The sequence below is a fragment of the Pseudomonas sp. JS3066 genome (assembly GCF_036328175.1).
Classification (GTDB): Bacteria; Pseudomonadota; Gammaproteobacteria; order Pseudomonadales; family Pseudomonadaceae; genus Metapseudomonas.
Genome location: NZ_CP143312.1, coordinates 1,895,229 through 1,921,182 on the forward strand (window position 1 = coordinate 1,895,229; position 25,954 = coordinate 1,921,182).

Consider the following 25,954-nt stretch of genomic DNA (forward strand, 5'->3'; position numbering starts at 1 on the left):
CCATGACCCATCCCATTGCACCGATGATCCTTCGCGGCGAAGTGATCACTGACAACCTGATCGAAGTGGGCGGACGCGGCGGCGACCTGGCCTTCCTCACCCCTGACGCGCACAAGTACATCGACCGGCTGCCGCTGGGTAATCCGGCGAAACTGGCCGACCTGTATGAGCTGAGCTTCGGCGACATCCTCGACTACGCCGTCGAGCTTGGCGGGTGCCTGGCCTTCAACAGGAACCCGTACCTGCAGGAAGCCTGCGAGCTGTCCTACCTGACCGCGCCCACCACTCCGAGCATCGTCAAGGGCTCCTATATGGGCCTGCAGAACATGCTCTCGCGGGAGTTCATCACCGAGATGGTGGAAAGCACGGTGGGCGTGAAGTACCTCGAAGGCTGGGTCCCGCAGACCCTGCTGGATGGCACCGAGCTGGAAGTCCGCTGCTTCGGCGCGCGCACCCTGCACATCGTCGCCGGCAACGCTGTGTCCCTGTCCCTGTGGACCATCATTCGCAACATGGTCCTGCGCAGCGACGCCATCATCAAGGCACCGTCAAACGACCCGTTCACCGCCCTGGCCATCGCCCGCACCATGGTCGACATGGCACCGGACCACCCGTTGACCAAACACCTTTCCGTTGCCTACTGGAAGGGGGGCGACCAGGCGCTCGAGCAGCGCCTGTACCAGCCGCAGAACCTGGAGAAGATCGTTGCCTGGGGCGGCTTCGCTTCGATGAAGCACGTCACCCAGTACGTCCAGCCGGGCCTGGAGCTGATCTCCCTGGACCCGAAGCGCAGCGCCAGCATCATCGGCGAGGACACCTTCGCCAGCGAAGCCAGTATGCGCGAGGCGGCAGTACGCCTGGCTTCCGACATCGGTGCGATCAACCAGAAAGGCTGCGTGTGTGCGCGGGTGATCTATGTGCAGAGCGGCACCGATGCGGACGGGCTGGAGCGGCTGAACACCTTCGGCCAATACGTCTACGAGGCCATGGTGGGACTGCCAAACACGCTCAGCACCACGCCCAAGTCCTACGACATGAACCTCAAGGCCCACGTCGACGCGCTGCGCCTGGATGACGAGTGGTACAAGGTGATCGGCGGCCAGGCCGGGGAGGGCGCCATCATCTGCTCGCAGATTCCCGAGCCGGTGTCCTTCTCCACCCTGCTGGACGACCGCACCGCCAACCTGGTGCCGGTGGACGAGCTGAGCGAAATGCTCGATGCGGTGGACGCCTACACCCAGACCGTTGGCATCTACCCGGAGAGCGTAAAGGACCAGCTCAAGGATGTGCTGCCGCTCTATGGCGCGCAGCGCATCGTCTCGCTGGGCTATGCGGCAGCCATGAAGTTCGCCGCCCCGCAGGACTCCATCGAGCCGATGCGACGCATGGGCAAGTGGATTTCCAACCAGATCGCCTCGCCGGAAACCAGCCCGGCGCCCTGGCTGCGCCCCTCCATCTGATACCACGCGCCCTGTTTCGGCAGGGTGCTCCACCGTTTATCCGTGACATCCGAGGAAGCACCCATGACCACCTGCATCGGCTATGGAGCCCATGAGTCCCATGCGCAGCTGAAGCCGCTGAGCTTCGAGCGCCGCGCCCTGCGCGACGACGACGTCGCCATCGAGATCGCCTATTGCGGCGTCTGCCACTCGGACATGCACTACGTGCACAACGACTGGAACAGTACCCGCTTCCCCTGCGTGCCTGGCCACGAGATCGTTGGACAGGTCACCGCCGTGGGGCCTGCTGTAACTCGCTACAAGTTGGGCGACCGGGTCGCGGTCGGCTGCATGGTGGACAGCTGCCAGCAATGCGCGGCCTGCGAGGCGCAGGAAGAACCCCATTGCAGCCACGGCATGACGCCCACCTACAACGGGCTGGACCGTATTAGCGGCGAGGTCAACTACGGCGGCTATTCCCAGCACATCGTGGTTCGCGAGCAGTTCGTGCTACGCATGCCCGAGGCACTGGACCCGCGCTTCGCCGGCCCGCTGCTGTGTGCCGGTATCACGGTGTGGACGCCGCTGCGCGAGCATGGCGTTGGGGCGGGCACCCGCCTGGCCGTGGTCGGCCTTGGCGGGCTGGGTCACATGGGGGTCAAGCTGGCCGTCGCCCTGGGGGCTGAGGTCACGGTCATCACCACCTCGCCGGGCAAGGCCGACGACGCCCGGGCACTGGGGGCGCACCATGTGCTGCTGTCCACCGACCCGCAGGCGATGAAGGGGGCGGCGAGCAGCTTCGATCTCATCCTCGACACCATCCCGCGCACGCACAACGTCAACCCTTACCTGATGCTCCTGGGTCGTCACGGCAAGCTGGTGCTGGTGGGCGCCCTGGAACCGCTGGAACCGATCCATGGTGCGCTGCTGGCGATCAACAACCGCTCCATCGCCGGCTCGCTGATCGGCGGCCTCACCCAGACCCAGGAACTGCTGGACTTCTGTGCCGAACATCAGGTTCTGCCGAGTTGCGAGATGATCGATATCCAGGACATCAACACGGCCTTCGAGCGCATGGAACGCAATGACGTGAAGTACCGCTTCGTGATCGACATGGCCTCGTTGAAAGGCGTCTGACGGCGACCAGTCGCACCGCCCCGACCGCTGTGTCGGGGCTCTCCGCGTGATGCAGGGCCTGCGCCCACCCCAAAGGGGAGGGGTCATGTGTTCCTGGAACGGGCATAACCTGTCAGGGACGGTTCACGACGGAGAAAAACAACAATGCGTTCATTACGTCTGGCGCTGGCCTGCGGCGCCTTCACCACTTCCTGCCTGATGGCTGCGCTTGTGCCATCGGTTGCCCATGCCGCCGATCCGCAGGCGCCCATGTACTCGGACCGGGACGTGAGCGATGCGTACATTTACCTGCTCGGGCGCCTGCTTGTGCTGCGCCAGCAGCAACTGGACTTCCAGCAAGGCATGCGCTGGAACCAGCTGGTGCACCGCAAGCCGGGCGCCGTGGACTGGCCCAATCCCAACCTGGACGTGGCTTATTCCGAAGCCTGGGTGGCGTTGGATGAACGCAGCTGCACCCTGGTCAGCGTGCCGAAGATTTCCGAACGCTATTACACGGTGCAATTCCTCAATGGCTGGGGAGAGACCCTGGCCAACATCAATGAGCGCACCTTCGCGAAGCAGCCCAGCGGAGACTTCGCGGTCTGCCTGAAGGGCGCCAGCGTCACCCTGCCGAAGGGCGTCCAGCGCGTGGACCTGCCGACCCGTACCGCACGGGTGCTGTCGCGGGTGGAACTCGGCGCTGACCCGCAGCAGGCAGAGCGCCTGCAGCAGCAGTTCAGCATGCGCCCCAGCGGCTCGCCTCAGCTTCCCGAGGTGCCCGAAGTGCCCCTGTTCAGGTTGCAGCAACTGCCGGGCGTAGAGGCATTCGACGTCGCCGAGATGGCGCTGGAAGAGCCGGACCTGAATCCCAGCATGGAGGCGCTGCAGGCCCGCGTGCATGCGCTGGCCAAGCTGGCCAGCGATCCGGCGCAGCGCACGCGTCTGGATGCGGTGATCCGGAAGCAGGCCTTCACCGCCCTGGCCAAGGCTGCCCCGACCCTCGGTCCCGGCACGGTTCTCAACGGTTGGGTACGACCAGCCGTATCCGGCGCCTACGGCAGTGACTACCTGACGCGCACCCTGGTCAGCCTGGGCGGCATCTGGGCCAACACCCAGCAGGAGGTCAATTACTTCCGTGGGGCCGTGGACGACCATGGCGAAGTCCTCGATGGTAGCCGCAGCTATTCCCTGACCTTCCCCCGCGACCAACTACCGTCTGGCTTCGCGCGCTATTTCTGGTCGATCACGGCCACCGATGCCAAGACTTTCAAGGTACTGCCCAACGCGCTGGGGCGCTTCCAGCTCAATAACCAGTCGGCCCTGCGCTACAACGCGGATGGCTCGCTGACCCTCTACTTCGGCCCGCAGCCGCCGGCGGGTGTCGCCGAGGCGAACTGGCTGCCAACCCTGGCAGGGCAGAACTTCCGGCTGATGTTCCGCTACTACGGCGCCAAGGGCGCGGTGGCCGGCGGACATTACTTCCCGCCGGCCCTGGCCAGGCTCTGAGGTGAATTCGATGAGAACTGGAATGATGTACGAACTCAAAGTGATCCTGACGGCCCTCGGGCTGCTTGCGGCCTGCTTGCCCGTTGCGCGCAGCGAGGAACTGGCAGAGGCCGGCGTGCGCGTGACCGCGGACAATTTCGTCCGTGCCGAGACTGACCGTTACTTCGGCCTGACCGTGCAACGGGGCGGGTTCGGCAAGTTCGCCCATTGGCGCGAGCTGGTTCCGGTTGGCGCCGCCACCGTGGTGCGGCCGAACCGCGACACCCTCTATTCCACCGCCGTCTTCGACCTCGACGCGGGTCCCGTCAGCGTGTCCCTGCCCGATGCCGGCCCGCGTTTCATGTCGCTGGCGATCATCGACCAGGACCATCACGTCACCGAGGTGCACTACGGCGCGGGGCACTACAAGGTCGACAGGGCGGAGGTGGGGACCCGCTACGTGCTGGTGGGCGTGCGCACCCTGGTCAACCCTGCGGACCCGGCGGATTTCACCCGCGTTCGGGCATTGCAGGACGCCATCACCGTGGAGCAGCCCGGCGGACCGGGGCGCTTCGATGTCCCCAACTGGGATGAAGCGAGCCGTGCCAAGGTACGGAAGGCGCTGGTTGGGTTGGGGGAAACCCTGGATGACTCCCGTGGCATGTTCGGCAAGGACGGCGAGATCGACCCGGTGCGCCACCTGATCGGCAGTGCTACCGCCTGGGGCGGTAACCCGGCGAAGGACGCCTACTATCAGATCGTCACCCCCGAGCAGAACGACGGCCTGACTAACTACCGGCTGGAGGTGGGCGCGGTCCCGGTGGGCGCCTTCTGGTCCATCAGCGTCTACGACCAGGCGGGGCGCTTCCAGAGCAATGCCCTGGAGGCATACAGCCTCAGCAGTCTGACTGCGAAGAAAGGCGAGGGCGGTATCACTTCCGTAAGCTTCGGCGGTTGTACGCCGCAGGTGGAGAATTGCCTGCCGATCATGCCCGGCTGGAACTACATGGTGCGTTTCTACCTGCCCGACAAAGCGATCCTGGACGGCAGCTGGAAATTGCCTGAAGCGCAACCTGAATCCTGAAAGTACCAAGCGGCGGCCAATTGGCCGCCGCTTTTTCTTCCCGTCCCGAAGGGGCAGGACTGTGCCGAAGGTGGGCCGGGAGTCACAGGCGCCCTGATGCGATACAGATGTCGCTAGTCTCGGTTTCGTCTGCTGCATCGCCCACTCATAAATGGGGGGGAGTGTCGCCTGTGATCGCGTCTAAGGTGCTCCAGCGGTTCCCACCTTTCCGGACAATTCGCGAGGCGTCCCATGCGCACCTTGGCGTTCAACACGACCAAATCCATCCTCATTGAATGCGGTGCTTCGCGCCGCCTGGCAGCCCCTGTACGAAGCATGGGTTGCCAATCGGTACTCATCGTCACGGACCCTGGAGTCCTGGCGGCGCGCCTGCTGGACTCGGTGCTGATCGAACTGGAGCGCGAGGGGCTGCAGGTGACGGTCTTCTCCGAGGTCCAGGCCGATCCGCCCGAGTCGGTGATCCTCGCGGCGGCTGCGGCCGCCAGGGCCAGCTCAGCAGACTGCGTGATCGGCTTCGGCGGCGGCAGTTCCCTGGACGCCGCCAAGCTGACCGCCTTGCTTGCGCGTAGCGATGAGTCTCTGGCCGAGATCTATGGCAGCAATCTGGCCAAGGGGCCGCGCCTGCCGCTGATCCTGGTGCCGACTACGGCGGGCACCGGTTCCGAGGTCACGGCCGTGTCGGTGGTGACCACCGGCGCCGGTGAGAAGAATGTGGTGGTTTCGCCGCTGCTACTGCCCGACCTCGCCGTGCTGGACGCCGAGCTGACCCTCGGATTGCCGACAGCCGTCACCGCTGCCACGGGCATCGATGCGATGGTCCATGCCATCGAGTCCTATACCAGCCGGCACCTGAAGAACCCGATTTCCGATTGCCTGGCCCGTGAGGCCCTGCGCCTGCTCAGCGCCAACCTGCATGAGGTCTGTCGCAACGGCGCCAACCTGGAGGCGCGGGAAAACATGCTGTTGGGCGCCTGCCTTGCCGGCATGGCGTTCGCCAATGCTCCCGTGGCGGCGGTCCATGCACTGGCCTATCCGCTGGGGTCGCGCTTCCACATTCCTCACGGACTGTCGAACTCACTGGTGCTGGAGCCGGTGCTCCGCTTCAACCTGGAAACGGTCGCGCCGCTGTATGCGGAGCTGGCGGATATCGTCCTGCCTGGTCTTGGCGGCGACGCGTCGGCGAAGGCCAACGCGCTGGCTGACTACCTGGGCGGCCTGGCCGGTGAGCTGCAGTTGCCGACGCGCCTGCGGGAACTGGGCATCAGCCAGGCCGACATCGAGGACCTGGCCAGTGATGCCGCCAGGCAGACCCGCCTGCTCGGCAACAACCCCAGGGAACTGGTCATCGACGATATCCGTTCCATCTACGAGAAGGTTCTATGAGTCACGCACGTCCCACCCGCAGCCAGTTCTGCCACTTCACCAGCATGCCCAGCCGTTGGGGCGACCATGACTCCTATGGGCACGTCAACAATGTGGTCTACCACTCCTACTACGAGTCCGCCGTCAGCCTGTTCCTGGTGGAGCAGGGGACCCTGGACATCGCCAGCAGCCCGGTCATCGGACTGATCGTGGAGAATTGCTGTACCTACTTCTCGTCGATCAGCTTCCCGGACTGCATCACCATCGGCATGCGGATCGCGAAACTGGGCAACAGCAGCGCTCGCTATGAGCTGGCGCTGTTCCGTAACGACGAGGAGGAAGCCTCCGCGGCGGGGTACATCGTCTACGTGTACGTCGACCGGGCCAGCAACCAGTCGACCACCATTCCCGACCATGTGCGATCCGCGTTGCTCAAACTGGTGGATTAGTGCGGATCGACGCTACGACGCCATGCCCAGTCGACTGCCACGGCATCGGCTGGTGGGCTTTTGTAGGGTGGGTCACGCTTCATCGACCCACCAGAGGGAGTGACCGGGGGCACCGAACAGCGACGAAACGAGCGACGCGTCAGGGCTCACCGGACAGCGGAATGGCGAGGCTCAGCCAGAGGTTCCAGCCTTCCGCGCGATTGCGCGCGTCGAACTCGTGATAGCCCTTGAGATTGGCGTACCAGAGGTCCTTGCCCACCTTGAAGAAGTGGCCGACCTGCGGACCGACGGCGCTGACCCGGGACTTGAAGTCCCCCAGCACCGCACCGCTGCCGGAATCGCCCGTTACCTGGTGATAGACGTAGCCGACGAGGCCCAGATGGGTGCTGTCGGTGACGAAGTGCGATGCGCTCCAGTCCAGGTGGGCATCGATGCCATTCTGGTAGTCGAGATCACTGTTCTCCCAGTTGTAGGTGAGACCTGTCACCACGGAGAACTCGTTGCGCTTGTCGAAGTAAGTGTAGCCGCCGCCGGCATCCAGCGCGGCGTGGCCAAGCCCCAGGTTGACCAGGCGATCGGGGTCGTAGGCACCCACCGGCAGGTTGCCCATGCCGTAGACCATGAAGTTGTGTTCGCCATGGTTCCATTTGAGCGTGCCCATGGCGAACAGGTCGCTGGAGCCCTTCAGGCTGTCGTTGACCTGGGTGGAGAGCGTGCGGCCGCGCGGGCCGGTCAGGGTGGTCTCGACATCGACCTCCGAACGTCCCAGGCCGACGAGCAGACCGAGGGACGCCTGGGCACCCAGCACGGGCTCAGCGAAGGTGTAGTTCGGCCCACCGAACAGCAGGTCGGCCTTGGCATCCACGCCGGCGGCTATCTGGCCACGCCCACCCCTTGGCAGAGGCTCGCTCGCGCCGATGTCCGCGCTGACGTGGTAGTAGATCAGCGGAAAGGTCCAGCCCGGCGCGGTGGGTACTGCCGCAAGGGCTCCGAACTGGCCGGGAAGCCAGAAACCGATCCCGCCTTCATCCGCCGATGTCATGGTAGATGGCAGGGCTACGGCCATCGCCAGCAGCATGCGAGGTAATGATTTGAGCACTTCTCTCTCCAGGGGGCGACTCGCTTGCGATTAGCAGTGCCCCGGACAGGCGTCCGGGGTTCCTACCCTTACAAACTCCCCACCAGTTGCCCGCCATCCACCGCCAGCACCGACCCGGACATGTAAGCACCGGCTTCGCTGGCCAGCAGCAGGAAGGGACCGTCCAGTTCTTCCAACCGACCGAGGCGGCGCATGGGCACCGCGGCGCGGATGTAGGCCTGGCCTTTCTCGCTGTCGAAGTAACCGTCGGTCATCTCGGTCGTGAAGTAGCCCGGGGCGATGGCGTTGACACGGATGTTGTAGCGCGCCAGTTCCAACGCCAGGGACTTCGTCAGCTGGACCACGCCGGCCTTGGCCGCGCAGTAGTGGCTGTAGCCGGTGCCGACTCGCAGACCGAGCATGGAGGCAATATTTACGATGCTTCCTGGGCGCTCGGCACGCGCCAGGCGCTGTGCAGCACACTGGGCGACGCGCCAGACGCCGTCGAGGTTGGTCGCGAGCATGGCGCGCCAGTCTTCTTCACTGATTTCCAGCACGCGCAGACCGCTGCCGATGCCTGCGTTGTTGAGCACCACATCCACCGGTCCGAAAGTCGCTTCGGCGGCATCGAAGGCAGCTTCCACACTGGCGCGGTCGGTGACGTCCATGGCCACCGGCAGCGCCTGGCCGCCGTCACGGCGGATGGCGTCGGCCAGTTGTTGCAGGCGCTCGACGCGACGCGCTGCCAGGACCACGCGCGCTCCGGCACGGCCGGCTACGCGAGCGAGGTGGGCGCCGATACCACTGGAGGCGCCGGTGACCAGCACGGTGCGGCTGGCCAGGGAGAAGGGGGCGAAGACACTCATCAGAACACCTCGAACAGGCCGGCGGCACCCATGCCGCCACCCACGCACATGGTGACCACGACGTATTTCACGCCACGGCGTTTGCCCTCCAGCAGGGCGTGACCGACCATCCGCGCGCCGCTCATGCCATAGGGATGGCCGATGGCGATCGCGCCACCGTTGACGTTGTAGCGCGAGTCGTCGATGCCCAGCCTGTCGCGGCAGTAGATCGCCTGGCAGGCGAAGGCTTCGTTGAGTTCCCACAGGCCGATGTCGTCGACCTTCAGGCCGTGCTGCTTGAGCAGACGGGGAACAGCGAGCACCGGGCCGATGCCCATTTCTTCCGGCGCGAGGCCGGCGACGGCCATGCCGCGATAGGCCCCCAGCGGTTCCAGGTTGCGCTGTTCGGCGAGGCGGCCGTCCATCAGCACGCAGGCGCTGGCGCCATCGGAGAGTTGGCTGGCGTTGCCGGCGGTGATGCAGCCACCTTCGATCACCGGCTTGAGCCGGGACAGGTCATCGAGCGTGGTCTGCGGACGATTGCCCTCGTCCTGGGCAAGGGTGAGTTCTTCGAAACTGACGGCACCGCTGGCCTTGTCGACGATTTGCCGGGTGACCGTCACTGGGACGATCTCACCCTCGAACAGACCGGCGCGCTGAGCTGCCGCGGTACGCTGCTGGGACTGCAGGGAGTAGGCGTCCTGGGCCTCGCGGCTGATGCCGTAGCGCTCGGCCACCAGCTCGGCGGTCTGCAGCATCGGCATGTAGGCGTGGGGCATCAGCCGCAGCACCTGCGCATCGTGCTGGCTGCCGACCCATTCCATGTGACGGTTCTGCACCAGGCTGATGTGCTCCTGACCGGCGCCGATGGTGACCTGCATGCCGTCGACCATGATCTGTTTGGCGGCGGTGGCGATGGCCATCAGGCCCGAGGCGCACTGGCGGTCGAGGGTCTGGCCGCTGACGGAGATCGGCAGGCCCGCGGCCAGCACGCTCATGCGGCCGAGGTTCCAGCCGGCAGTACCGGCCGGCATGCCGGTGCCCATGACCAAGTCCTCGATTTCTCCGGCCTCGATGCCGGCACGCTCGACGGCGGCGCGAATGGCGAAAGCGGCCATGGTGGGAGCAGTGGTTGCATTGAAGGCACCGCGAAATGCCTTACCGATGGGGGTGCGCGCGGTGGAAAGGATGACGGCTTCTTTCATGGTCTTGTCCTGTTGAAGGTGTGGGCAGGCGCCGATAGGGACTCAGCGCCTGCCAGGTGCAATCAGATGCGCTCGATTCGGGTCTTGCCGGCTGCCACCAGGCGTTCCAGCAACGGCGCCGGCTGGAACCACATCTCGCCATATTCCCCGAGGGCCTGGCGGTAGTGGCGGATGCCGGCCAGTACCTTGTCCAGACCCAGCTGCTCGGCGTAGTGCATGGGACCGCCCAGGTGCGCCGGGAAGCCGTAGCCGTTGATCCACACCAGGTCGATGTCGCCAGCGCGCAGGGCGATGCCCTCGTCCAGCAACTGGATGCCCTCGTTGATCAGCATGAACAGGCAGCGGTCGTGGATTTCCTGCTCGCCCATGGGGCGACGGGGCACGTGCAGCTCGCCGGCCAGGCGTTCGGCCAGCGCAACCACCTCGTAGTCGTCCTGGCGATTGCGACCTTCGTATGCATAGAAACCGCGACCGGTCTTCTGGCCGAAACGGCCCAGGGCATAGAGCTCGTCGCCGAGACGGCAGTAGCTTTCGTCATGGGCGAAAGCGGCGCGGTTGGAGTCGCGAACCAGGAAGTTCACGTCGACGCCGGCCAGGTCGAGCATGCTGAAAACGCCCATGTTCAGGTCGAGACCGGTGAGTACGCCATCCACCTGCGCCGGCGTTGCGCCCTCCAGGACCAGGCGATGGGCTTCGCGGGCGTAGGGTTCGAGCATCCGGTTGCCGATGAAGCCGAAGCAGACGCCGGACACCACGGGCATCTTGCCGATGGTGCGACCCATCTTCAGCGTGGTGGCCAATACGTCCGGCGCGGTTTCACGCCCACGCACGACTTCCAGCAGGCGCATGACGTTGGCCGGGCTGAAGAAGTGCAGACCGATCACATCCTGCGGACGAGACGTCACCGCAGCGATCTGGTCGACGTCCAGCGACGAGGTGTTGGTGGCGAGGATGGCGCCGGGTTTGCACACCCGGTCCAGGGTGCGGAAGACTTCCTGCTTGATCTCCATTTTTTCGAACACCGCTTCGATCACCAGGTCGGCGTCGGCGAGGTCGGCATAGTCGAGCGTGCCGCCGAGCAGGGCCATGCGCTGCTCCAGCCTGGCTTCGGTCAGCTTGCCGCGCTTGACGCTGATCCCGTAGTTCTGGCGGATCTGCGCCAGGCCGCGATCGAGGGCCTCGCCCTGGCGCTCCAGCAAGGTCACCGGAATGCCGGCATTGGCGAAGTTCATGGCGATGCCGCCGCCCATGGTGCCGGCGCCGATCACCGCTACCTTGCGAATCGGGCGGAGCAGGGTGCCGCTATCGATCCCTGGCACCTTGCCAGCCTCGCGCTCGGCGAAGAACACGTGGCGCAGGGCCTGGGACTGGACCGAGGCTTCTGCCTGCTTGAACAGCGCTACCTCGCGGGCCAGACCTTCCTCCAGCGGCAGCAGGCAGGCGGCTTCAACGGCCGAAAGTACCAGTCGTGGCGCCAGGCGGCTCTTCCAGCGCGGCTCGTTGTCCTGGCGGTAGCGTGCGAGGAAGTCATCAGGCAGGCCCTCGGCCGGTGCCGGGAAGGGCTCGGCGGGCCTCGCGGGTGCCAGGTTGGCAACCAGCTCTTGGGCATAGGCGCGGGCCTCGTCGAGCAGCGTCTCGGCATTGGCCGAAAGCCGGTCGAGGATGCCCAGGGCGAGGGCGCTTTCGGCACCGACCGGGGCGCCCGAGAGCATCATGTCGAGTGCAGCTTCGGCACCGATCAGACGGGGCAGGCGCTGGGTACCACCGGCACCGGGGAGCAGGCCGAGGTTGATTTCCGGGAGGCCGACGCGGGTTCCGGGCTCGCCGATGCGGTAGCCACAGGCCAGGGCCAGTTCCAGACCGCCGCCAAGGGCGAGCTTGCCGATGGCGGCGACCAGGGGCTTGTCCAGTTGCGTCAGGCGCACGAGCAGGGACGGGAGATCGGGCGTGGCGAAGGACGCGTCGCTGCCGAACTCGCTGATGTCGGCTCCGGCGCTGAACAGGCCGTTGGCGCCATGGAGGACGAGCGCCTTGACCGACGGGTCGGCCGCTGCGCGCTCGCAGGCCTCGAGAACGGCCGCACGCAGGGGCTGGCCAAGGGCATTGACCGGCGGACGGGCGAGGCCGATCAGGGCCAGGTTGTCTTCAACCTGATAGGTAACCAGGGCGTTCATGGTTGCTCCTTGTAAAGGGTTGGAGGTCGGAAGGCTGGTCAGAACCATTGGTCCTGCATGTCGAAGCTGCTGCGATTGCCGGCTGCCAGCAGGCGCGCCTGCGCATCAATGGACGCCAGCTCCCAGTCCATGAAGTAACGGGCGGCTTGTAGCTTGCCGAGGTAGAAGTCCGCCTCGCTGCCGGCCGCGTCGGCATCGAGGGCGCGGCTGGCGACCAGCGCCATGCGCAGCCACAGCCAGCCCACCAGCACGCGGCCGAACAGGTCGAGGTAGGGGGTGGCATTGGCCAGGCCGAGATGGGTGTCGGCGGCGACCTGGTCGAGCAGGCTTTCGGTGACCTCCTGCAGTCGGCCCAGCGCGCCGGCCAGCACGAAGGCGAGCGGGGCGCAGCGGTCGTCGTGCCCGGCGTCCTTCAGGGTGTCGCGCACGCGCTTGAGGAACATGCGATATCCGGCGCCGCCGTTCTGCTGCAGCTTGCGGCCCAGCAGGTCGATGCCATGGATACCCTCGGTGCCTTCGTGGATGGGGTTCAGACGGTTATCGCGGTAGTACTGTTCGAGCGGGTACTCACGGATATAACCCGAGCCGCCAAGCACCTGGATGCCAATGTCCGAGGCCATGACGCAATACCTGGATGGATAGGACTTGACCATGGGAATCAGCAGGTCGAGCAGTTCCCCGGATTCGCGCCGCAAGACGGCGTCGGGAGCGGTGTGGGCATCCTCGAACAGGCTGCTGGCGTACAGGCACAGCGCGAGGCTGCCTTCGGCGTAGACCTTCTGCTGCAAGAGCATGCGACGTACGTCGGCGTGCTCGACGATGCTTACCTGCGGCGCCAGCGGGTCCTTGGCGCCCGGCAGGCGGCCCTGAGGCCGTTCGCGGGCATAGTCCAGGGCGTGAATGAAACTCTGGTAGGCCAGTGCAGAAGCGCCGAGTGCCACACCGATTCGCGCCTCGTTCATCATCTGGAACATGTAGGACAGACCCTTGTTGGCCTCGCCCACCAGGTAACCGACCGCGCCGTCCCTCTCGCCGAAGCTCAGCACGGTGGAGGTGGTGTTGCGGTAGCCGTGCTTGTGAAGCAGGCCGGCCAGGGCCACGTCGTTGCGCGCGCCCAGGCTGCCGTCGTCGTTGACCAGGAGCTTCGGTACGAGGAACAGCGAGATACCGCGTGTGCCTGCTGGCGCACCGTCGATGCGGGCCAGCACCATGTGCACGATGTTGTCGGTCAGCGAGTGGTCGCCACCGGAGATGAACATCTTCTGGCCGTGGATGCGGTAGCTGCCATCGGCGGTCAGGCGGGCACTGGTGCGCAGGTCGCCAAGGGCGGAACCCTGGCCGGGCTCGGTCAGTGCCATGGTGCCGCTGAAACGGCCATCGAGCATGGGCGGCAGGAAGCGCTCGCGCAGCGCATCGCCGGCAAAGCTCTTGACCAGGTTGGCGGCACCGATGGTCAGGAACGAATAGGCCACCGTGGCGATGTTGGCGGCATTGAAGTAGGCCATGCTCGCCCGCAGGATGACCTCTGGCAGCTGAAGGCCACCGTCCTCGGCATCGTGGTGGGCGGCGAGGAAACCGGCCTGGGCGAAGGCGTCCCAGGCGATCTTGGTTTCCGGGATGAGCGTTACCTTTTCGCCGTCGAAGGTCGGCTCATTGGCGTCGCCCTTCTGGTTGTGCGGGGCAAAGTATTCGGCGGCGATGCCGCGTGCGGTTTCCAGCGTAGCGTCGAATACCGCACGATCATGGTCTGCATAGCGGGGGCGCAGCAGCAGGGCCTCGGTATCGAGCAGCTCATAGAGCTGGAAGCTCAGTTCGCGTTCGTTGAGGAGCGAATCGGTCATCTCGTTCTCTTGTACTGGTTGGCCGGCGGACGGCCAGGGGAGTGGGCTTTGCCAGTAAATCGAATTGCCGATGATGCCGCCCCCACCCTTATGGAGTGGGAGCGGACGAGGCACGCGGGTGCGCAGCCGATTCGCCTGCGCCTACCCGCTTCGAGGGGGCGCGGAGGGCGGAGGGCACCCTAATGTGTTGCGAAGGGCGTCCGGCCGGTCGGGGCCCGTACAGCCAATCGCATCCAGGGGTATTTCCATGATTCCGCGCACCCTCTTCGATCATGAGCATGAAGAGTTCCGTAGTACCGTCCGCCGCTTCCTGGCGGAGGAGTGCACGCCGTTCCATGAGCAGTGGGAGGAGGATCATGTCGTCCCCCGCGAGATCTGGAAGCGCGCCGGCGAACTGGGCATGCTCAACGCCACCACGCCTGAGGCCTATGGCGGCCTGGGGCTGGACCGGCGCTTCTCGATGATCGCGGTGGAGGAGGTGGCCCGCGCCGGCGTGTCCGGACTGAGCGGCTTTAACGTGCATGACATCTGCGCCGGCTACCTGATCAACTTTGGCACCGAGGCGCAGAAGCACGAGTGGCTGCTGAAAATGGCCAGTGGCGAAGCCATCGCCGCCGTTGCCATGACCGAGCCCGACACCGGTTCCGACTTGCAGGCGGTCAAGACCCGGGCGGTGCTGGACGGCGACGAGTACGTCATCAACGGCGCCAAGACCTTCATTTCCAACGGCACCAACAGCGACATCATCGTGGTGGTCGCCAAGACCGGGAACAGCGGCAAGGGCTCGCGGGATATCTCGCTGATCCTGGTGGAGGCCGGCCGCCCTGGCGTCAGCAAGTCCAAACCGTTGCGCAAGGTCGGCCTGCACGCCCAGGACACCACCATGGTGTTCTTCGAGGACGTCCGCGTGCCGAAGGCCAATATCCTCGGCGGCGAACCTGGCCAGGGCTTCTACCAGCTGATGAAGGAATTGGCCTGGGAGCGCCTGAGCATCGGTATCGTCGCCATCGCTGCAAGCCAGGCGGTGCTTGAACAGACCATTGCCTATACCCGTGAGCGCAAGGCGTTCGGCAAGCCGATCATCGAGTTCCAGAACTCGCGCTTCAAGCTGGCCGACCTCAAGACCGAGATCACCCTGGGGCAGACCTATGTCGATCGCTGCATGGAGCTGATCCTGGAGCACCAACTGACCCCGGAAGCGGCGGCCGCGGCCAAGCTCTGGTGCAGCGAGCTGTACTCGAAGGTCGTCGACCAGTGCGTGCAGTTACATGGCGGCAACGGCTACATGCTCGAATACCCGGTCGCCCGCCACTACCTGGACAGCCGCGTCAACCGCATCTACGGCGGTGCCAACGACATCATGCGCGAGCTGGTGGCGCGAACCCTCTGATACGCTTCGGCGGTCCCGCCCTGGTACCGCCGTCCCACCCCCTCGGTTGGAGGGGGCGGCTCCCTCTCTTTCCCCTCCACCATCTATTGCAGGAACGGTTGCCCGGATGCCCGGTGCTGCTCTATGGCGGCCGCTGACCTGAGGCTAAGCTTCGGGTAAAACGGCGGCTGGTCACTTGGCCGCACCCACCCTGATTCCAACCCGCACATGCCTGTCCCGCTGCATTTCGGTAGGCCATTTGCGAATCGGAGACCCGGTCTGGACATGCACACAGACAAACTGCTCGTATCGACGAAGTTCGCGCCGCCGCGCATTGGCACCCAGACCATCCTGCGCCAGCGCCTGCTGGAGGACCTACAGCGTATGGCGCAATGCCGCGTCGGCCTGGTCACCGGCAGCCCCGGCTTCGGCAAGACCACGCTGTTGGCCCAGTGGCGGCAGGAAATGATGCGTACCGGTGCGGACGTGGCCTGGCTTTCGCTCAGCACCGATGACAAGCATCTCGCGATTTTCTTCGCTTACCTGCGAGCCGCACTGCAGCGCCTGGGAATTCCGCTGGATAGCGGCATTCCGCCAGAAGGCACGCGGCCGGAGTTCATCGATGGCGTGGTAGCGGCAATAGTCGAGGGTGCGGCCAGCATCAACAAGGAGCTGTACCTGGTCATCGATGACTACCAGCATGTGGCGGACCCGCGCTCTCATCAGCTCGTGCAGAAGCTGCTGGACCATAGCCCGGACAACCTGCATTTCGTGATTTCTTCCCGCGTCGGACCACCACTCAGTTTCAGCCGGCTGCGCCTCAGCGGCCAGCTGGTGGAGCTGGACTGCGCCTCGCTGCCCTTCGATCTGGCGGAAACCCGCGCATTCCTCGAGCAGAGCCTGGCGGCGCTGAAGCTCAGCCCGGAGGAGTTGCACCAGATCCACCAGCTCACCAGTGGCTGGCCGGCCACCCTGCAGCTGGTGGTCATCCTGCTGCGCAGCGACCCCGCGACGCGCGACGCCTTGAGGGAAATGGGCTGGCGTTCCGACGACCTGCAGAGCTACCTGGCCGAGAACGTGATGGTGCACCTGCCGGCCGAGCTGTCGTCGTTCATGGAGGACGTGAGCATTCTCCGGCGATTCAATGCCTCGCTGGCGGAGGCGGTAACCGGTTGCGCGTCGGCGCAGGCCATGCTCAAGCGGCTGGATGAGGAGAACCTGCTGATCTTCCGCGTCGAGGCCGACGACCGCCAACCCTGGTATCGCTTCCACGCCCTGTTCGGTGATTTCCTTGCCACGCGGCTGCTCCGCCGTGATCGGGCGTCCCAGGATCAACTGCACCGGCGTGCCGCGCACTGGTTCGCCGAGCGCAAGTTACTGGCCGAGGCCGTGCGCCACGCGACCCAGGCGGGTGACCTGGACTTTGCCGCGCAACTGGTGGAAGGGGCGGCCCCGGCCACCTGGAGCCTCGACCAGTTGAGCCCTCTGCTACGCCTGCTGGACCAGTTGCCGCAGGACATCCTGTTCTCCCGGCCGAGGCTGTTCTTCCTGGGTTGCCTGGCGTACGCGCTGACTGCCCGTCCGGGCAAGGCCGAGGCCTGGATGGAGCAGTTCAAGCGCAGCGGTGCGGCACAACAGGCCGACGAAGCCTACCGTCTGCCGCTGGTGCAGGCGGCGATCGAGGTGCAGCGCGATCGCAGTGAACCGATCATCGGTCTGCTGGAAAGCTTTCACGCCTTGCCGGATGACTACACGGTGACCCGTTATGGCGCCCCGGCACTGCTGGCCATCGCCTATTCGGCGGCAGGAAGGCATGAGGAGGCGCTGCGCTGCCTGGACGAGAATCCCATTCCCGAAGCCGAGCGGGATGCGGAAATGGCCCTGGTGGCCGAAGGGGCGAGAACCACCTGCTACCTGCAGGAAGGCCGCATCCGGGAAGCCGAGCGTATTGGTTCGGCGCAACTCTCCCGTGCCGTGGCGGTCCACGGCCACCGGGCGGCGAGCGCGTACCTGGGCGCCGCGACCCTGGCCGAGGTGTATCGCGAGCTGGACCGCATCGACGAGGCGCGGGAGATTCTCGCCAATCGCAGTGGCCTGCTGCAGTGGACCATGCCCGACACCATGATGCATGCCACCATCTGCCGTGCACGCCTGGATCTGCTGCAGGATTCCGCCGCGGTGGCCATGGCCTTCCTCGAACGCCAGGAGCGTCACTTCCGCAGCATCGGCCAGGACCGCGCGCTGGTGCATTGCCTCACCGAGCAGTCGCGCATCGCCCTGCTGGAGAATGACCGTACCTACGCCGCCGAGCGCGTCGCCCGGCTGGAACCGCTGGCACTGCAATACCGGGAGGCCCGGGGATTCCAGGCAGAAATTCCGGCGTTGGCGGCGCTGGCGCGTGCACGCCTGCTGCTGGCCACCAACTACCCGGACAAGGCCCTGGCGGACCTGGAAATCCTTCACGAGTACGCGACCCGGTTCCGCCGCGGACAACTGTTGGTCACCGGCCAGTTGCTGATGGCCATCGCCCGTTCCGACCTGCTGCAGCCGGAGCGGGCGGAGGAACACCTGATCGCTGCCCTGGCCCAGGGTTGCCGACTGGGGCTGGTGCGCACCTTTGTCGATGAGGGTGAGGTGCTGCGCAAACTGCTGGCAAGTCTGGCGACCAGACCGTTGGGCAACGACGAAGGCGCTTATCTGCAACAACTGCTGGAGCGCTTCGGGCCAGGAAATGTGGGGCGCACCAGTGAGTCGTCGTCGAACAGCGCACCGTCGATGCTGACGCCGCGTGAAGTGGCGATCCTGGAGCTGATCAGCCAGGCAATGTCGAACAAGCGCGTGGCCCTGACCCTGAACATTTCACTGGAAACGGTGAAATGGAACCTGAAGAACATCTACGTGAAGCTCGGCGTTTCCAGCCGCTATGACGCGGTGTCCTGGGCGCGCAAGCACGGCTTGATCGAGTAAGGGCGAAATCACCAGCGGCGCGGCGTCGTGGACGTTGCGTGGACGCCACTACCTCCGGCCACTGGCATTTCGCTGGGACAGCATAGGTCCGGCGTCCGCGTCGCAAACCACTCTATGCGAGGGGGGGCGACCGGAGTGCCAAGGCTTGTCCCCACATCGCAGCCGGCCAGTCCGAAATGGCGGCTGAAGGGGCCGCAATCCCCCCCTCCCTGAGGGGGCTGACCCCGAAAACCTCCTCCTATGATCGATCCAGAGCCGCCCGCAAGGGTGGCGGAACGATAGAGCCGAGGAGAACCCCCCATGATTCCGCGTACCCTGTTTGACCACGAGCACGAGGAGTTTCGCAGCACCGTGCGACGCTTCCTGGCGGAGGAGTGCGCTCCCCGGCTGGAGCAGTGGGAAGAGGAGCACCGGGTTCCCCGCGAAATCTGGAAACGTGCCGGCGAGCTGGGCATGCTCAATGCCACCACTCCGGAAGCCTATGGCGGCCTGGAACTGGACCGCCGTTTCTCGATGGTCGCCACCGAAGAGATCTACCGCGCGGGCCTGGCATCCGGCCTGATCGGTTTTGGTGTGCACGACATCGTCGCCGGCTACCTGGTGAACTTCGGCAGCGAGGCACAGAAGCAGGCCTGGCTGCCGAAGATGGCGGCGGGCGAGGCCATCGGCGCCGTGGCCATGACCGAGCCGGATACCGGTTCCGACCTGCAGGCGGTCAAGACACGCGCGGTGCTGGACGGTGACGAGTACGTCATCAATGGCGCCAAGACCTTCATCTCCAATGGAACCAACTGCGACATAGTCGTCGTCGTTGCCAAGACCGGCACCTCGGGTAAGGGCGCCCAGGATATCTCGCTCATCCTGGTGGAAGCCGACCGTGCGGGCTTCAGCAAATCCAAGCCGCTGCGCAAGGTCGGCCTGCACGCCCAGGACACCACCATGCTGTTCTTCGAGGACGTACGCGTGCCCAGGGAGAACTTGCTGGGAGGTGTCGAAGGGAAGGGCTTCATCCAACTGATGAAAGAGCTGGCCTGGGAGCGGCTGTCCATCGCCATCAGCAGCGTCGCCGGTGCCCAGGCAGTGCTGGAGAGCACCCTGGAATACACCAAGGGCCGCAGCGTGTTCGGCAAGCCGATCTTTGCCTTCCAGAACACCCGCTTCAAATTGGCCGACCTGAAGATGCAGCTGGCGGTGTCGCAGAACTACGTCGACCGCTGCATGGAGCAGTGCCTGGCGCGCAGCCTCAGCCCCGAGGCGGCCGCCGCCGCCAAGCTGTGGTGTTCCGACCTCTACACCAAGGTAGTGGACGAGTGCGTCCAGCTGCACGGTGGCAACGGCTACATGCTCGAGTACCCGGTAGCCCGCCATTACCTCGACCACCGCGTCCTGCGCATCGCCGGCGGCGCCAACGACATCATGAAGGATCTGGTCGGGCGCACGCTCTGATCCGGGTCGCAGAGGAATACGCAATGGAATATCTGATCCCCCGTACCCTGTTCAGCTCCGAGCACGAAGAGTTCCGTCGCGCCTGCCGTCGGTTCATGGAGGAGGAGGTCGCGCCCTTCCATGCCCAGTGGGAGAAGGACAAATGCGTCCCTCGAGAGGTCTGGCGCAAGGCCGGTGAGCTGGGAATGCTGCTGCCTTCCATGCCCGAAGAATACGGTGGTCCTGGCGCCGACCGGCTGTTCGACATGATCTTCGCCGAGGAATTCATGCGCGTGGGCGCCACTGGCCTGATCGGCTTCGGCGTGCACGGTCTGGTCGCGTTCTACATCCTCAACTACGGCACCGAGGCGCAGAAGCAGGCCTGGCTGCCGAGAATGATCGCAGGCGAGGCGGTCGGCGCCATTGCCATGACCGAACCCAACACCGGTTCCGACCTGCAGGCGGTCAGGACCCGCGCCGTGCGTGAGGGCGATGAGTTTGTCCTCAACGGTTCCAAGACCTTCATTTCCAACGGTGCCTCCTGCGACCTGGCGCTGGTGGTGTGCAAGACCGGCAACAGCGGTAGCGCCAAGGACATCTCGCTGGTCATCGTGGAGAAGGAGCGCGAGGGTTTCGCCCGTTCCCAACCACTGGAGAAGATCGGCCTGCACGCCCAGGACACCAGCATGCTGTTCTTCGACGACTGCCGCGTGCCGGCCGAGAACGTCCTCGGCGGGATTGAAGGGCAGGGCTTCTACCAGCTCATGCACGACCTGGCCTGGGAACGCATCATCGGCGCCGTGGGCTTCCAGGCCCAGGCCGAGGCGGCCCTCGAGCACACGGTCGAGTACACCCGCACGCGCATGGTCTTCGGCAAGCCGGTGCTCGATTTCCAGAACTCGCGCTTCACCCTGGCGCAACTGAAAACCGAAGTGCAGATCGGCCGCTCCTGGATCGACAGCTGCATGGAACTGCTGCTGCGTGGCGAACTGAGCGCAGAAACGGCGGCGGTGGCCAAGTACTGGACCGCCGAGCTGAGCAGCCGGGTGGTCGATGCCTGCCTGCAGCTGCACGGCGGCAACGGCTACATGACCGAGTACCCCATTGCGAGGCTCTACCTCGATACGCGGGGCAACCGCATCTGGGGCGGCACCAACGAAATCATGAAGGAGATCATCGCCCGCACCCTGTGAGGGCGACCTTCAGCCTAGCTGCGGCCGCAATCGGTATCCGCGCCGGCTCGTCCACCTGGACGGCCGGGCGCCGGTGCCCTGTGTCGCGATAACAACTATCTCTTCAGGAGAGGAGCCCTAACGTGTCTCAAGAAATTCGCTTCGACGGCAAAGTCGCCATCGTTACCGGCGCCGGCAACGGCCTGGGTCGTGCCCACGCCCTGCTGCTGGGTTCCCGTGGAGCCAAGGTCGTGGTCAACGACCTCGGCGTGACCACCGCTGGCCTGGGCAGCTCGTCCGCCGCGGCCGACGCCGTGGTCGCCGAAATCCGCGCCCTGGGTGGCGAGGCCGTGGCTGATTACAACTCGGTGACCGAGGGCGAGAAGATCGTCGCCACCGCCCTGGAGGCATTCGGCACCGTCGACATCCTGATCAACAACGCCGGCATCCTGCGCGACACCTCGTTCCACAAGATGACCGAAGAGCAGTGGGATCTGATCCAGGACGTACACGTGAAGGGCGCCTTCCGCCTGACCCACGCCGTCTGGCCGATCATGCGCGAGAAGGGCTACGGCCGCATCGTGATGACCGCCTCCGGCGCCGGCATCTTCGGCAACTTCGGCCAGTGCAACTACTCGACTGCCAAGTCCGGCCTGATCGGTTTCACCAACTCGCTGGCCATCGAAGGCGCGAGCAAGAACATCCGCGTCAACACCATCGCCCCGATCGCCGCCTCGCGCATGGTGATCGCCAGCGGCATCTTCCCCGAAGAGCTGCATGACAAGCTGAAGGTGGAAGACGTCGCTCCGCTGGTGGGCTGGCTGTGCAGCGAGGAGTGCCAGGACACAGGCGGCCTGTTCGAGGTCGGTGGCGGCTTCCACGCCAAGTACCGCTGGGAGCGTTCCTACGGCCGTTTCCTGCACACCGACTCGCTGAGCCCGGAACTGGTGCGCGAGAACTGGGAACGCATCACCCGCTTCGACGACAAGAGCGTGCATCACGCCAATGGCGGCGAAGGCTTCAAAGAGCTGTTCGAGCGCATGGCCGGCAACGCCATCGGCGGTAACCAGTATGTCGACATGGAAGTGGCCGCCAACGCCGTCGCCACCCTGGAAACCGAATACACCCAGACCGACGCCGCGCTCTACGCGCTGGCCGTGGGCGCCGCCAAGGACCCACTGGACCGCACCGAGTTGCTCTACATCAACGAGTTCAAGGGAGAAGAGTTCCGCGTGCTGCCGACCATGGCGGTGCTGCCGGCGACCCAGGTGTTCCTCAAGGCGATCCTGGCCGGCAAGCCGACGCTAGAGGGTCTGGAGCTGCCGTTCGCCAAGGGCCTGCACGGCGAGCAGTACACCGAGATGTACCGCCCGATGCCGCCCAAGGCCAAACTCAAGCACACCATGCGTCTGAAAGAAGCGCTGGACAAAGGCAAGAGCTCGGTCAGCGTGCTGGAAATCCACACGACCGACGAGAACGGCACCCCGCTGTACTACAACGAGTTCACCAGCTTCTACACCGGCACTCCGGGCGCTGGCCTGAAGCGCGTGCCGAGCGTGGCGGCCGCTCCGCTGCCCGAGCGCGTGCCGGACGCGGTGATCGCCGAGCAGACCGAGGTCAACCAGGCCCTGCTGTACCGCCTGTGCGGTGACTGGAACCCAATGCACGTGGATCCGGACTACGCGGCCAAGGCCGGTTACGAGAAGCCGTTCCTGCATGGCCTGTGCACCTTCGGCTACGCCGGTCGCCATGTGATCAAGGCGTTCTGCAACAACGATTCGCGCCTGTTCAAGAGCATCCGCGTGCGTTTCGCAGCCATCGTGATGCCGGGCGACACCCTGGAAACCCGTATGTGGCGCGAGTCGCCGACTCGCGTTGTATTCGAGACCCGCGCCGTTGAGCGTGACGTAGTAGTGCTCAAGGGCGGTTCGGTCGAGATATTCGAGCAAGTGCCGGCCTGACCCCTTGGCCACCTGCCGCTTCCGAGCCCCGGAAGCGGCAGCTTTCTATTTCAGGAGAGCACGATGCAACGTTGCGTCAATGTGATTGGCGTAGGCATGTCCCCCTTCAGCCCGGCCTCGCTGAGCGCCAACCCGACCGCCCTGGTCGGCGAGACGGTACGGCAAGCGCTGGCGGATGCAGGATTGTCCGCGCGGGATATCGGAACCGTCTTCGCCGCCTCGGGACTGATGGATGGCGGGACCTTGCAGCGGGCTCTCGAGCAGACGGGGCTGGGGCACGTACCGCTCCAGCAGTTGCCGAAAGGCGAGGAAAGCAGCACTCTCCTGTACCACGCCTGCCAGGCTATCGAACTGGGTCTGACCGAGTGCGTGCTGGTACTGGGTGTGCAGGGCGCACCGGCACCGCTGCCGGACCTGGGGGCCATGTTCGAGCGCCTCGGTGCGACGGCGCGGGCGTACATGGCGCGCTACCAGACCCGGCGAGAAACCTTCGCCATGATTGCGGTCAAGGCGCGTCAGCATGCCGAGTTCAACCCCCTGGCCGTGTTCACCTCCGCGCTGACCCTCGATGACGTTCTGGACGCCAGCACCATCGCCGAGCCGCTTACCCATCCCCAGTTCGCCTGGCCCACCTCCGGCGCTGCGGCCGTTGTGCTGTGTTCGAGCGAGCTCGCCAGTCGCCGTGGCAATCGTCCTGTCGTGCGGATCATCGCCCAGGCCTGCGTTTCGCCTGTTCAGGTGTCCGGTTTCGGTCCGGCATCAGCCTTCGCTTGCACCGGCTACGAGGTCAACGTCGCCGCCGCGCGGGAGCTGTATGAGCAAGCGGGCAGGGGGCCGCAGGAGATTGAGGTGTGCGAACTGCACGACAGCAGTACCCTCAACGAGCTACTGCTGTATGAGGCACTTGGCTTCTGCCCCGAGGGAAGCGCCGAGAAACTGGTCGAAGATGGCGACAACACCTATGGTGGCAACCTGGTCGTCAATCCTTCCGGGGGCCTGCTCTCGCTGGGCCAGGCACCGGCGGTGAGTGGGCTGGCGCAATGCATCGAGCTGGTGCATCAACTGCGTGGCAACGCCGGCCGGCGTCAGGTTGCCGATGCGCGCATCGCCCTGCAGCACCAGACCGGGGCAGACGGCACGGTGGTAACCACCCTCTATCAGCGCGAGTGAGCCGACGCGGCGCTTTTTTCGCCGCCCAACAGAACAATTTCAATGGGTGGTACACCACCCTTCAGACGCAGGACACGCCATGAACAAGAACAATGAGCACCCTACGCTGTTGCACCGCTTCCTCCACTGGGAGGGCAGCACGCCTGATGCCATCTACCTGACCCAGCCCCTGCCGGACGGCAGCGTGGTCGACTACAGCTGGCGCGAGGTCGGCGACCAGGCCCGGCGGATGGCCGCCTACCTGGTGTCCCTCGACCTGCCACCGCGATCCTCCATCGGTATTTTCGGCAAGAACACGGCCCACTGGATCATCGCCGACCTGGCGATCTGGATGGCTGGGCATATCAGCGTTCCGCTGTACTCGACCGCCAATACCGACACCGTGGGATACGTGCTGCAACATGCCGAGGTGCGCTTGCTGTTCGTCGGCCGACTGGATGGCGATGCCGCCGGCTGGGGCGCCGTGCGTGCAGGGGTTCCCGCTGGACTTCCATTGATCGACCTGCCGATGTCGGCCTGTGGCGAGGGTGAATCATGGGAGCGCATCGTGGCTGCCGCCACTCCGCTGGAAAACGTGGCGCTGCCGGAGCCGGGTGAGCTGGCAACCATCATTTACACCTCTGGCAGCACCGGTAATCCCAAGGGCGTCATGCACAGCTTCGGCAGCATGTACAACGCTCCGGCAGTGACCGGCTGCATGTACGACAAGGGCCGGGGGCCGCAATCAGGCGACCGCCTGCTGTCCTACCTGCCACTTGCCCATACCGCCGAAAGGGCTGTGGTGGAAGCCGTGTCGCTGTTCAGCGGCTGCCGGGTGTTCTTCAACCTTGGCCTGGAAACCTTCAGCGAAGACCTGCGTCGTGCGCGGCCGACCATCTTCCTGTCCATGCCGCGCCTGTGGGGCAAGTTCTACCAGGGCATCAACGAGCGGATTCCGGCGGCTGTCCAGGCTGCCGCTTTCGCCGATCCGGTGGAGGGCGAACTGATGAAGGCGCAGATCCTTTCCGCGCTGGGCCTGGACCAGGTGCACACCGGTCTGTCCGGCTCCGCACCCCTGCCGGTCAAGGTTATGGAGTGGTACCGCCAACTGGGGCTGGAGCTGCTCGAGGGCTACGGCATGTCGGAAAACTTCGGCACCTCGCATTTCAGCCTGCCGGGGCAGGTGCGCGTCGGCTACGTTGGCGCCGCGATTCCGGGCGTCGAGTGCCGCATCGGCGACAACAGTGAAATCCTGGTGAAGAGTCCCGCGCAGATGCTGGGTTACTACAAGCAGGCCGAGCTGACCGCCGAGAGCTACACCGCCGATGGCCTGTTCCGCACCGGCGACCGTGGCGAACTGGACGAACAAGGGCGCCTGCGTATCACCGGCCGGGTCAAGGAACTGTTCAAGACTGCCAAGGGCAAGTACGTCGCCCCTGTGCCGATCGAGGCCAAGCTCGGCAACCATTCGCGCGTCGAGGCCTCCTGCGTGACAGGCGTCGGTCTGCCGCAACCGCTGGCACTGCTCAACGTGTCGCCGGATACCCGTGCCACCCTGGCCAGCGCCGAGGGTCGTGATGCGGTGGCCACCGAGCTGGAGGTGTTCCTCGCCGAGGTGAATGCTCAGTTCGAGCCCCACGAGCAGCTGGCGTGCCTGGTGGTGGTCCGTGAGCCCTGGAGCATCGCCAACGGCCTGCTGACGCCGACCCTGAAGATTCGTCGCAACCTGATCGAAGACCGCTACCAGGAGATGGTCGAGGTCTGGGCCGAGAGCGGCTGCAAGGTGATCTTCGAGTAAGGTCCGGACAACGAAAAAGGCCGATCCGGATTCCG

18 protein-coding genes are annotated in these 25,954 nt (G+C 65.3%); 13 read left to right on the forward strand and 5 right to left on the reverse strand.

The genetic code is table 11. From position 1 onward, the window contains the following. Positions 1-2: 2 nt before the first annotated feature. The 6 genes from SA496_RS08855 (at position 3) to SA496_RS08880 (ending at position 6,935) form a co-directional block, all read left to right on the forward strand. Positions 3-1,460: an acyl-CoA reductase gene (locus SA496_RS08855; protein WP_153922130.1), complete on the forward strand. Its 1,458-nt coding sequence runs from the start codon at positions 3-5 to the stop codon at positions 1,458-1,460. 63 nt (positions 1,461-1,523) lie between these two features. Then, positions 1,524-2,576, forward strand: a complete 1,053-nt coding sequence (locus SA496_RS08860) for an NAD(P)-dependent alcohol dehydrogenase (protein WP_330115283.1) — start codon at positions 1,524-1,526, stop codon at positions 2,574-2,576. Positions 2,577-2,720: 144 nt separating this feature from the next. Next, entirely contained in the window at positions 2,721-4,061 is a 1,341-nt protein-coding gene (locus SA496_RS08865; RefSeq protein ID WP_330115284.1) for a DUF1214 domain-containing protein, read from the forward strand. 22 nt (positions 4,062-4,083) lie between these two features. Continuing rightward, positions 4,084-5,124, forward strand: coding sequence for a DUF1254 domain-containing protein (locus SA496_RS08870; protein WP_330115285.1), 1,041 nt, complete (start codon positions 4,084-4,086; stop codon positions 5,122-5,124). Positions 5,125-5,355: 231 nt separating this feature from the next. Beyond that, entirely contained in the window at positions 5,356-6,507 is a 1,152-nt protein-coding gene (locus SA496_RS08875) for an iron-containing alcohol dehydrogenase (RefSeq protein ID WP_330115286.1), read from the forward strand. After that, on the forward strand, positions 6,504-6,935 hold the full coding sequence (locus SA496_RS08880) for an acyl-CoA thioesterase (RefSeq protein WP_330115287.1): 432 nt from the start codon (positions 6,504-6,506) through the stop codon (positions 6,933-6,935). Before SA496_RS08875 ends, SA496_RS08880 begins: the two co-directional genes overlap by 4 nt. A gap of 139 nt (positions 6,936-7,074) precedes the next feature. On the opposite strand, the gene SA496_RS08885 is transcribed toward SA496_RS08880, so the two are convergent. From SA496_RS08885 to SA496_RS08905, 5 genes are all read right to left on the reverse strand, one after another. Then, positions 7,075-8,034: a SphA family protein gene (locus tag SA496_RS08885; protein ID WP_280360077.1), complete on the reverse strand. Its 960-nt coding sequence runs from the start codon at positions 8,032-8,034 to the stop codon at positions 7,075-7,077. A gap of 68 nt (positions 8,035-8,102) precedes the next feature. Continuing rightward, positions 8,103-8,879 carry an SDR family NAD(P)-dependent oxidoreductase gene (locus SA496_RS08890; RefSeq protein ID WP_153920182.1) on the reverse strand — a complete coding sequence of 259 codons (777 nt, stop codon included), beginning with the start codon at positions 8,877-8,879 and terminating at the stop codon, positions 8,103-8,105. Beyond that, positions 8,879-10,063 carry an acetyl-CoA C-acyltransferase gene (locus SA496_RS08895; RefSeq protein ID WP_330115288.1) on the reverse strand — a complete coding sequence of 395 codons (1,185 nt, stop codon included), beginning with the start codon at positions 10,061-10,063 and terminating at the stop codon, positions 8,879-8,881. Before SA496_RS08895 ends, SA496_RS08890 begins: the two co-directional genes overlap by 1 nt. Positions 10,064-10,125: 62 nt before the next feature. Beyond that, entirely contained in the window at positions 10,126-12,237 is a 2,112-nt protein-coding gene (locus SA496_RS08900; RefSeq protein WP_153920186.1) for a 3-hydroxyacyl-CoA dehydrogenase NAD-binding domain-containing protein, read from the reverse strand. A gap of 38 nt (positions 12,238-12,275) precedes the next feature. Continuing rightward, complete coding sequence (locus tag SA496_RS08905; protein ID WP_153920188.1) at positions 12,276-14,078, reverse strand: acyl-CoA dehydrogenase; 1,803 nt, start codon at positions 14,076-14,078, stop codon at positions 12,276-12,278. A gap of 247 nt (positions 14,079-14,325) precedes the next feature. Between SA496_RS08905 and SA496_RS08910 the strand changes: the two genes are divergently transcribed. The 7 genes from SA496_RS08910 (at position 14,326) to SA496_RS08940 (ending at position 25,919) form a co-directional block, all read left to right on the forward strand. Further along, complete coding sequence (locus SA496_RS08910) at positions 14,326-15,468, forward strand: acyl-CoA dehydrogenase family protein (RefSeq protein WP_153920190.1); 1,143 nt, start codon at positions 14,326-14,328, stop codon at positions 15,466-15,468. Positions 15,469-15,732: 264 nt separating this feature from the next. Beyond that, entirely contained in the window at positions 15,733-18,414 is a 2,682-nt protein-coding gene (locus SA496_RS08915; RefSeq protein WP_330115289.1) for a LuxR C-terminal-related transcriptional regulator, read from the forward strand. A gap of 300 nt (positions 18,415-18,714) precedes the next feature. Continuing rightward, complete coding sequence (locus SA496_RS08920) at positions 18,715-19,860, forward strand: acyl-CoA dehydrogenase family protein (protein WP_330115290.1); 1,146 nt, start codon at positions 18,715-18,717, stop codon at positions 19,858-19,860. Positions 19,861-19,892: 32 nt separating this feature from the next. Next, positions 19,893-21,032 carry an acyl-CoA dehydrogenase family protein gene (locus SA496_RS08925; protein ID WP_256673090.1) on the forward strand — a complete coding sequence of 380 codons (1,140 nt, stop codon included), beginning with the start codon at positions 19,893-19,895 and terminating at the stop codon, positions 21,030-21,032. 122 nt (positions 21,033-21,154) lie between these two features. After that, a complete protein-coding gene (locus tag SA496_RS08930) occupies positions 21,155-22,972 on the forward strand; it encodes an SDR family oxidoreductase (protein ID WP_280360078.1) in 1,818 nt (605 codons plus the stop codon). Between the two features lie 63 nt (positions 22,973-23,035). Beyond that, on the forward strand, positions 23,036-24,142 hold the full coding sequence (locus SA496_RS08935; RefSeq protein WP_153920198.1) for a thiolase C-terminal domain-containing protein: 1,107 nt from the start codon (positions 23,036-23,038) through the stop codon (positions 24,140-24,142). Between the two features lie 79 nt (positions 24,143-24,221). Next, on the forward strand, positions 24,222-25,919 hold the full coding sequence (locus SA496_RS08940) for an AMP-binding protein (RefSeq protein WP_153920201.1): 1,698 nt from the start codon (positions 24,222-24,224) through the stop codon (positions 25,917-25,919). The last annotated feature ends 35 nt before the right edge of the window (positions 25,920-25,954 follow it).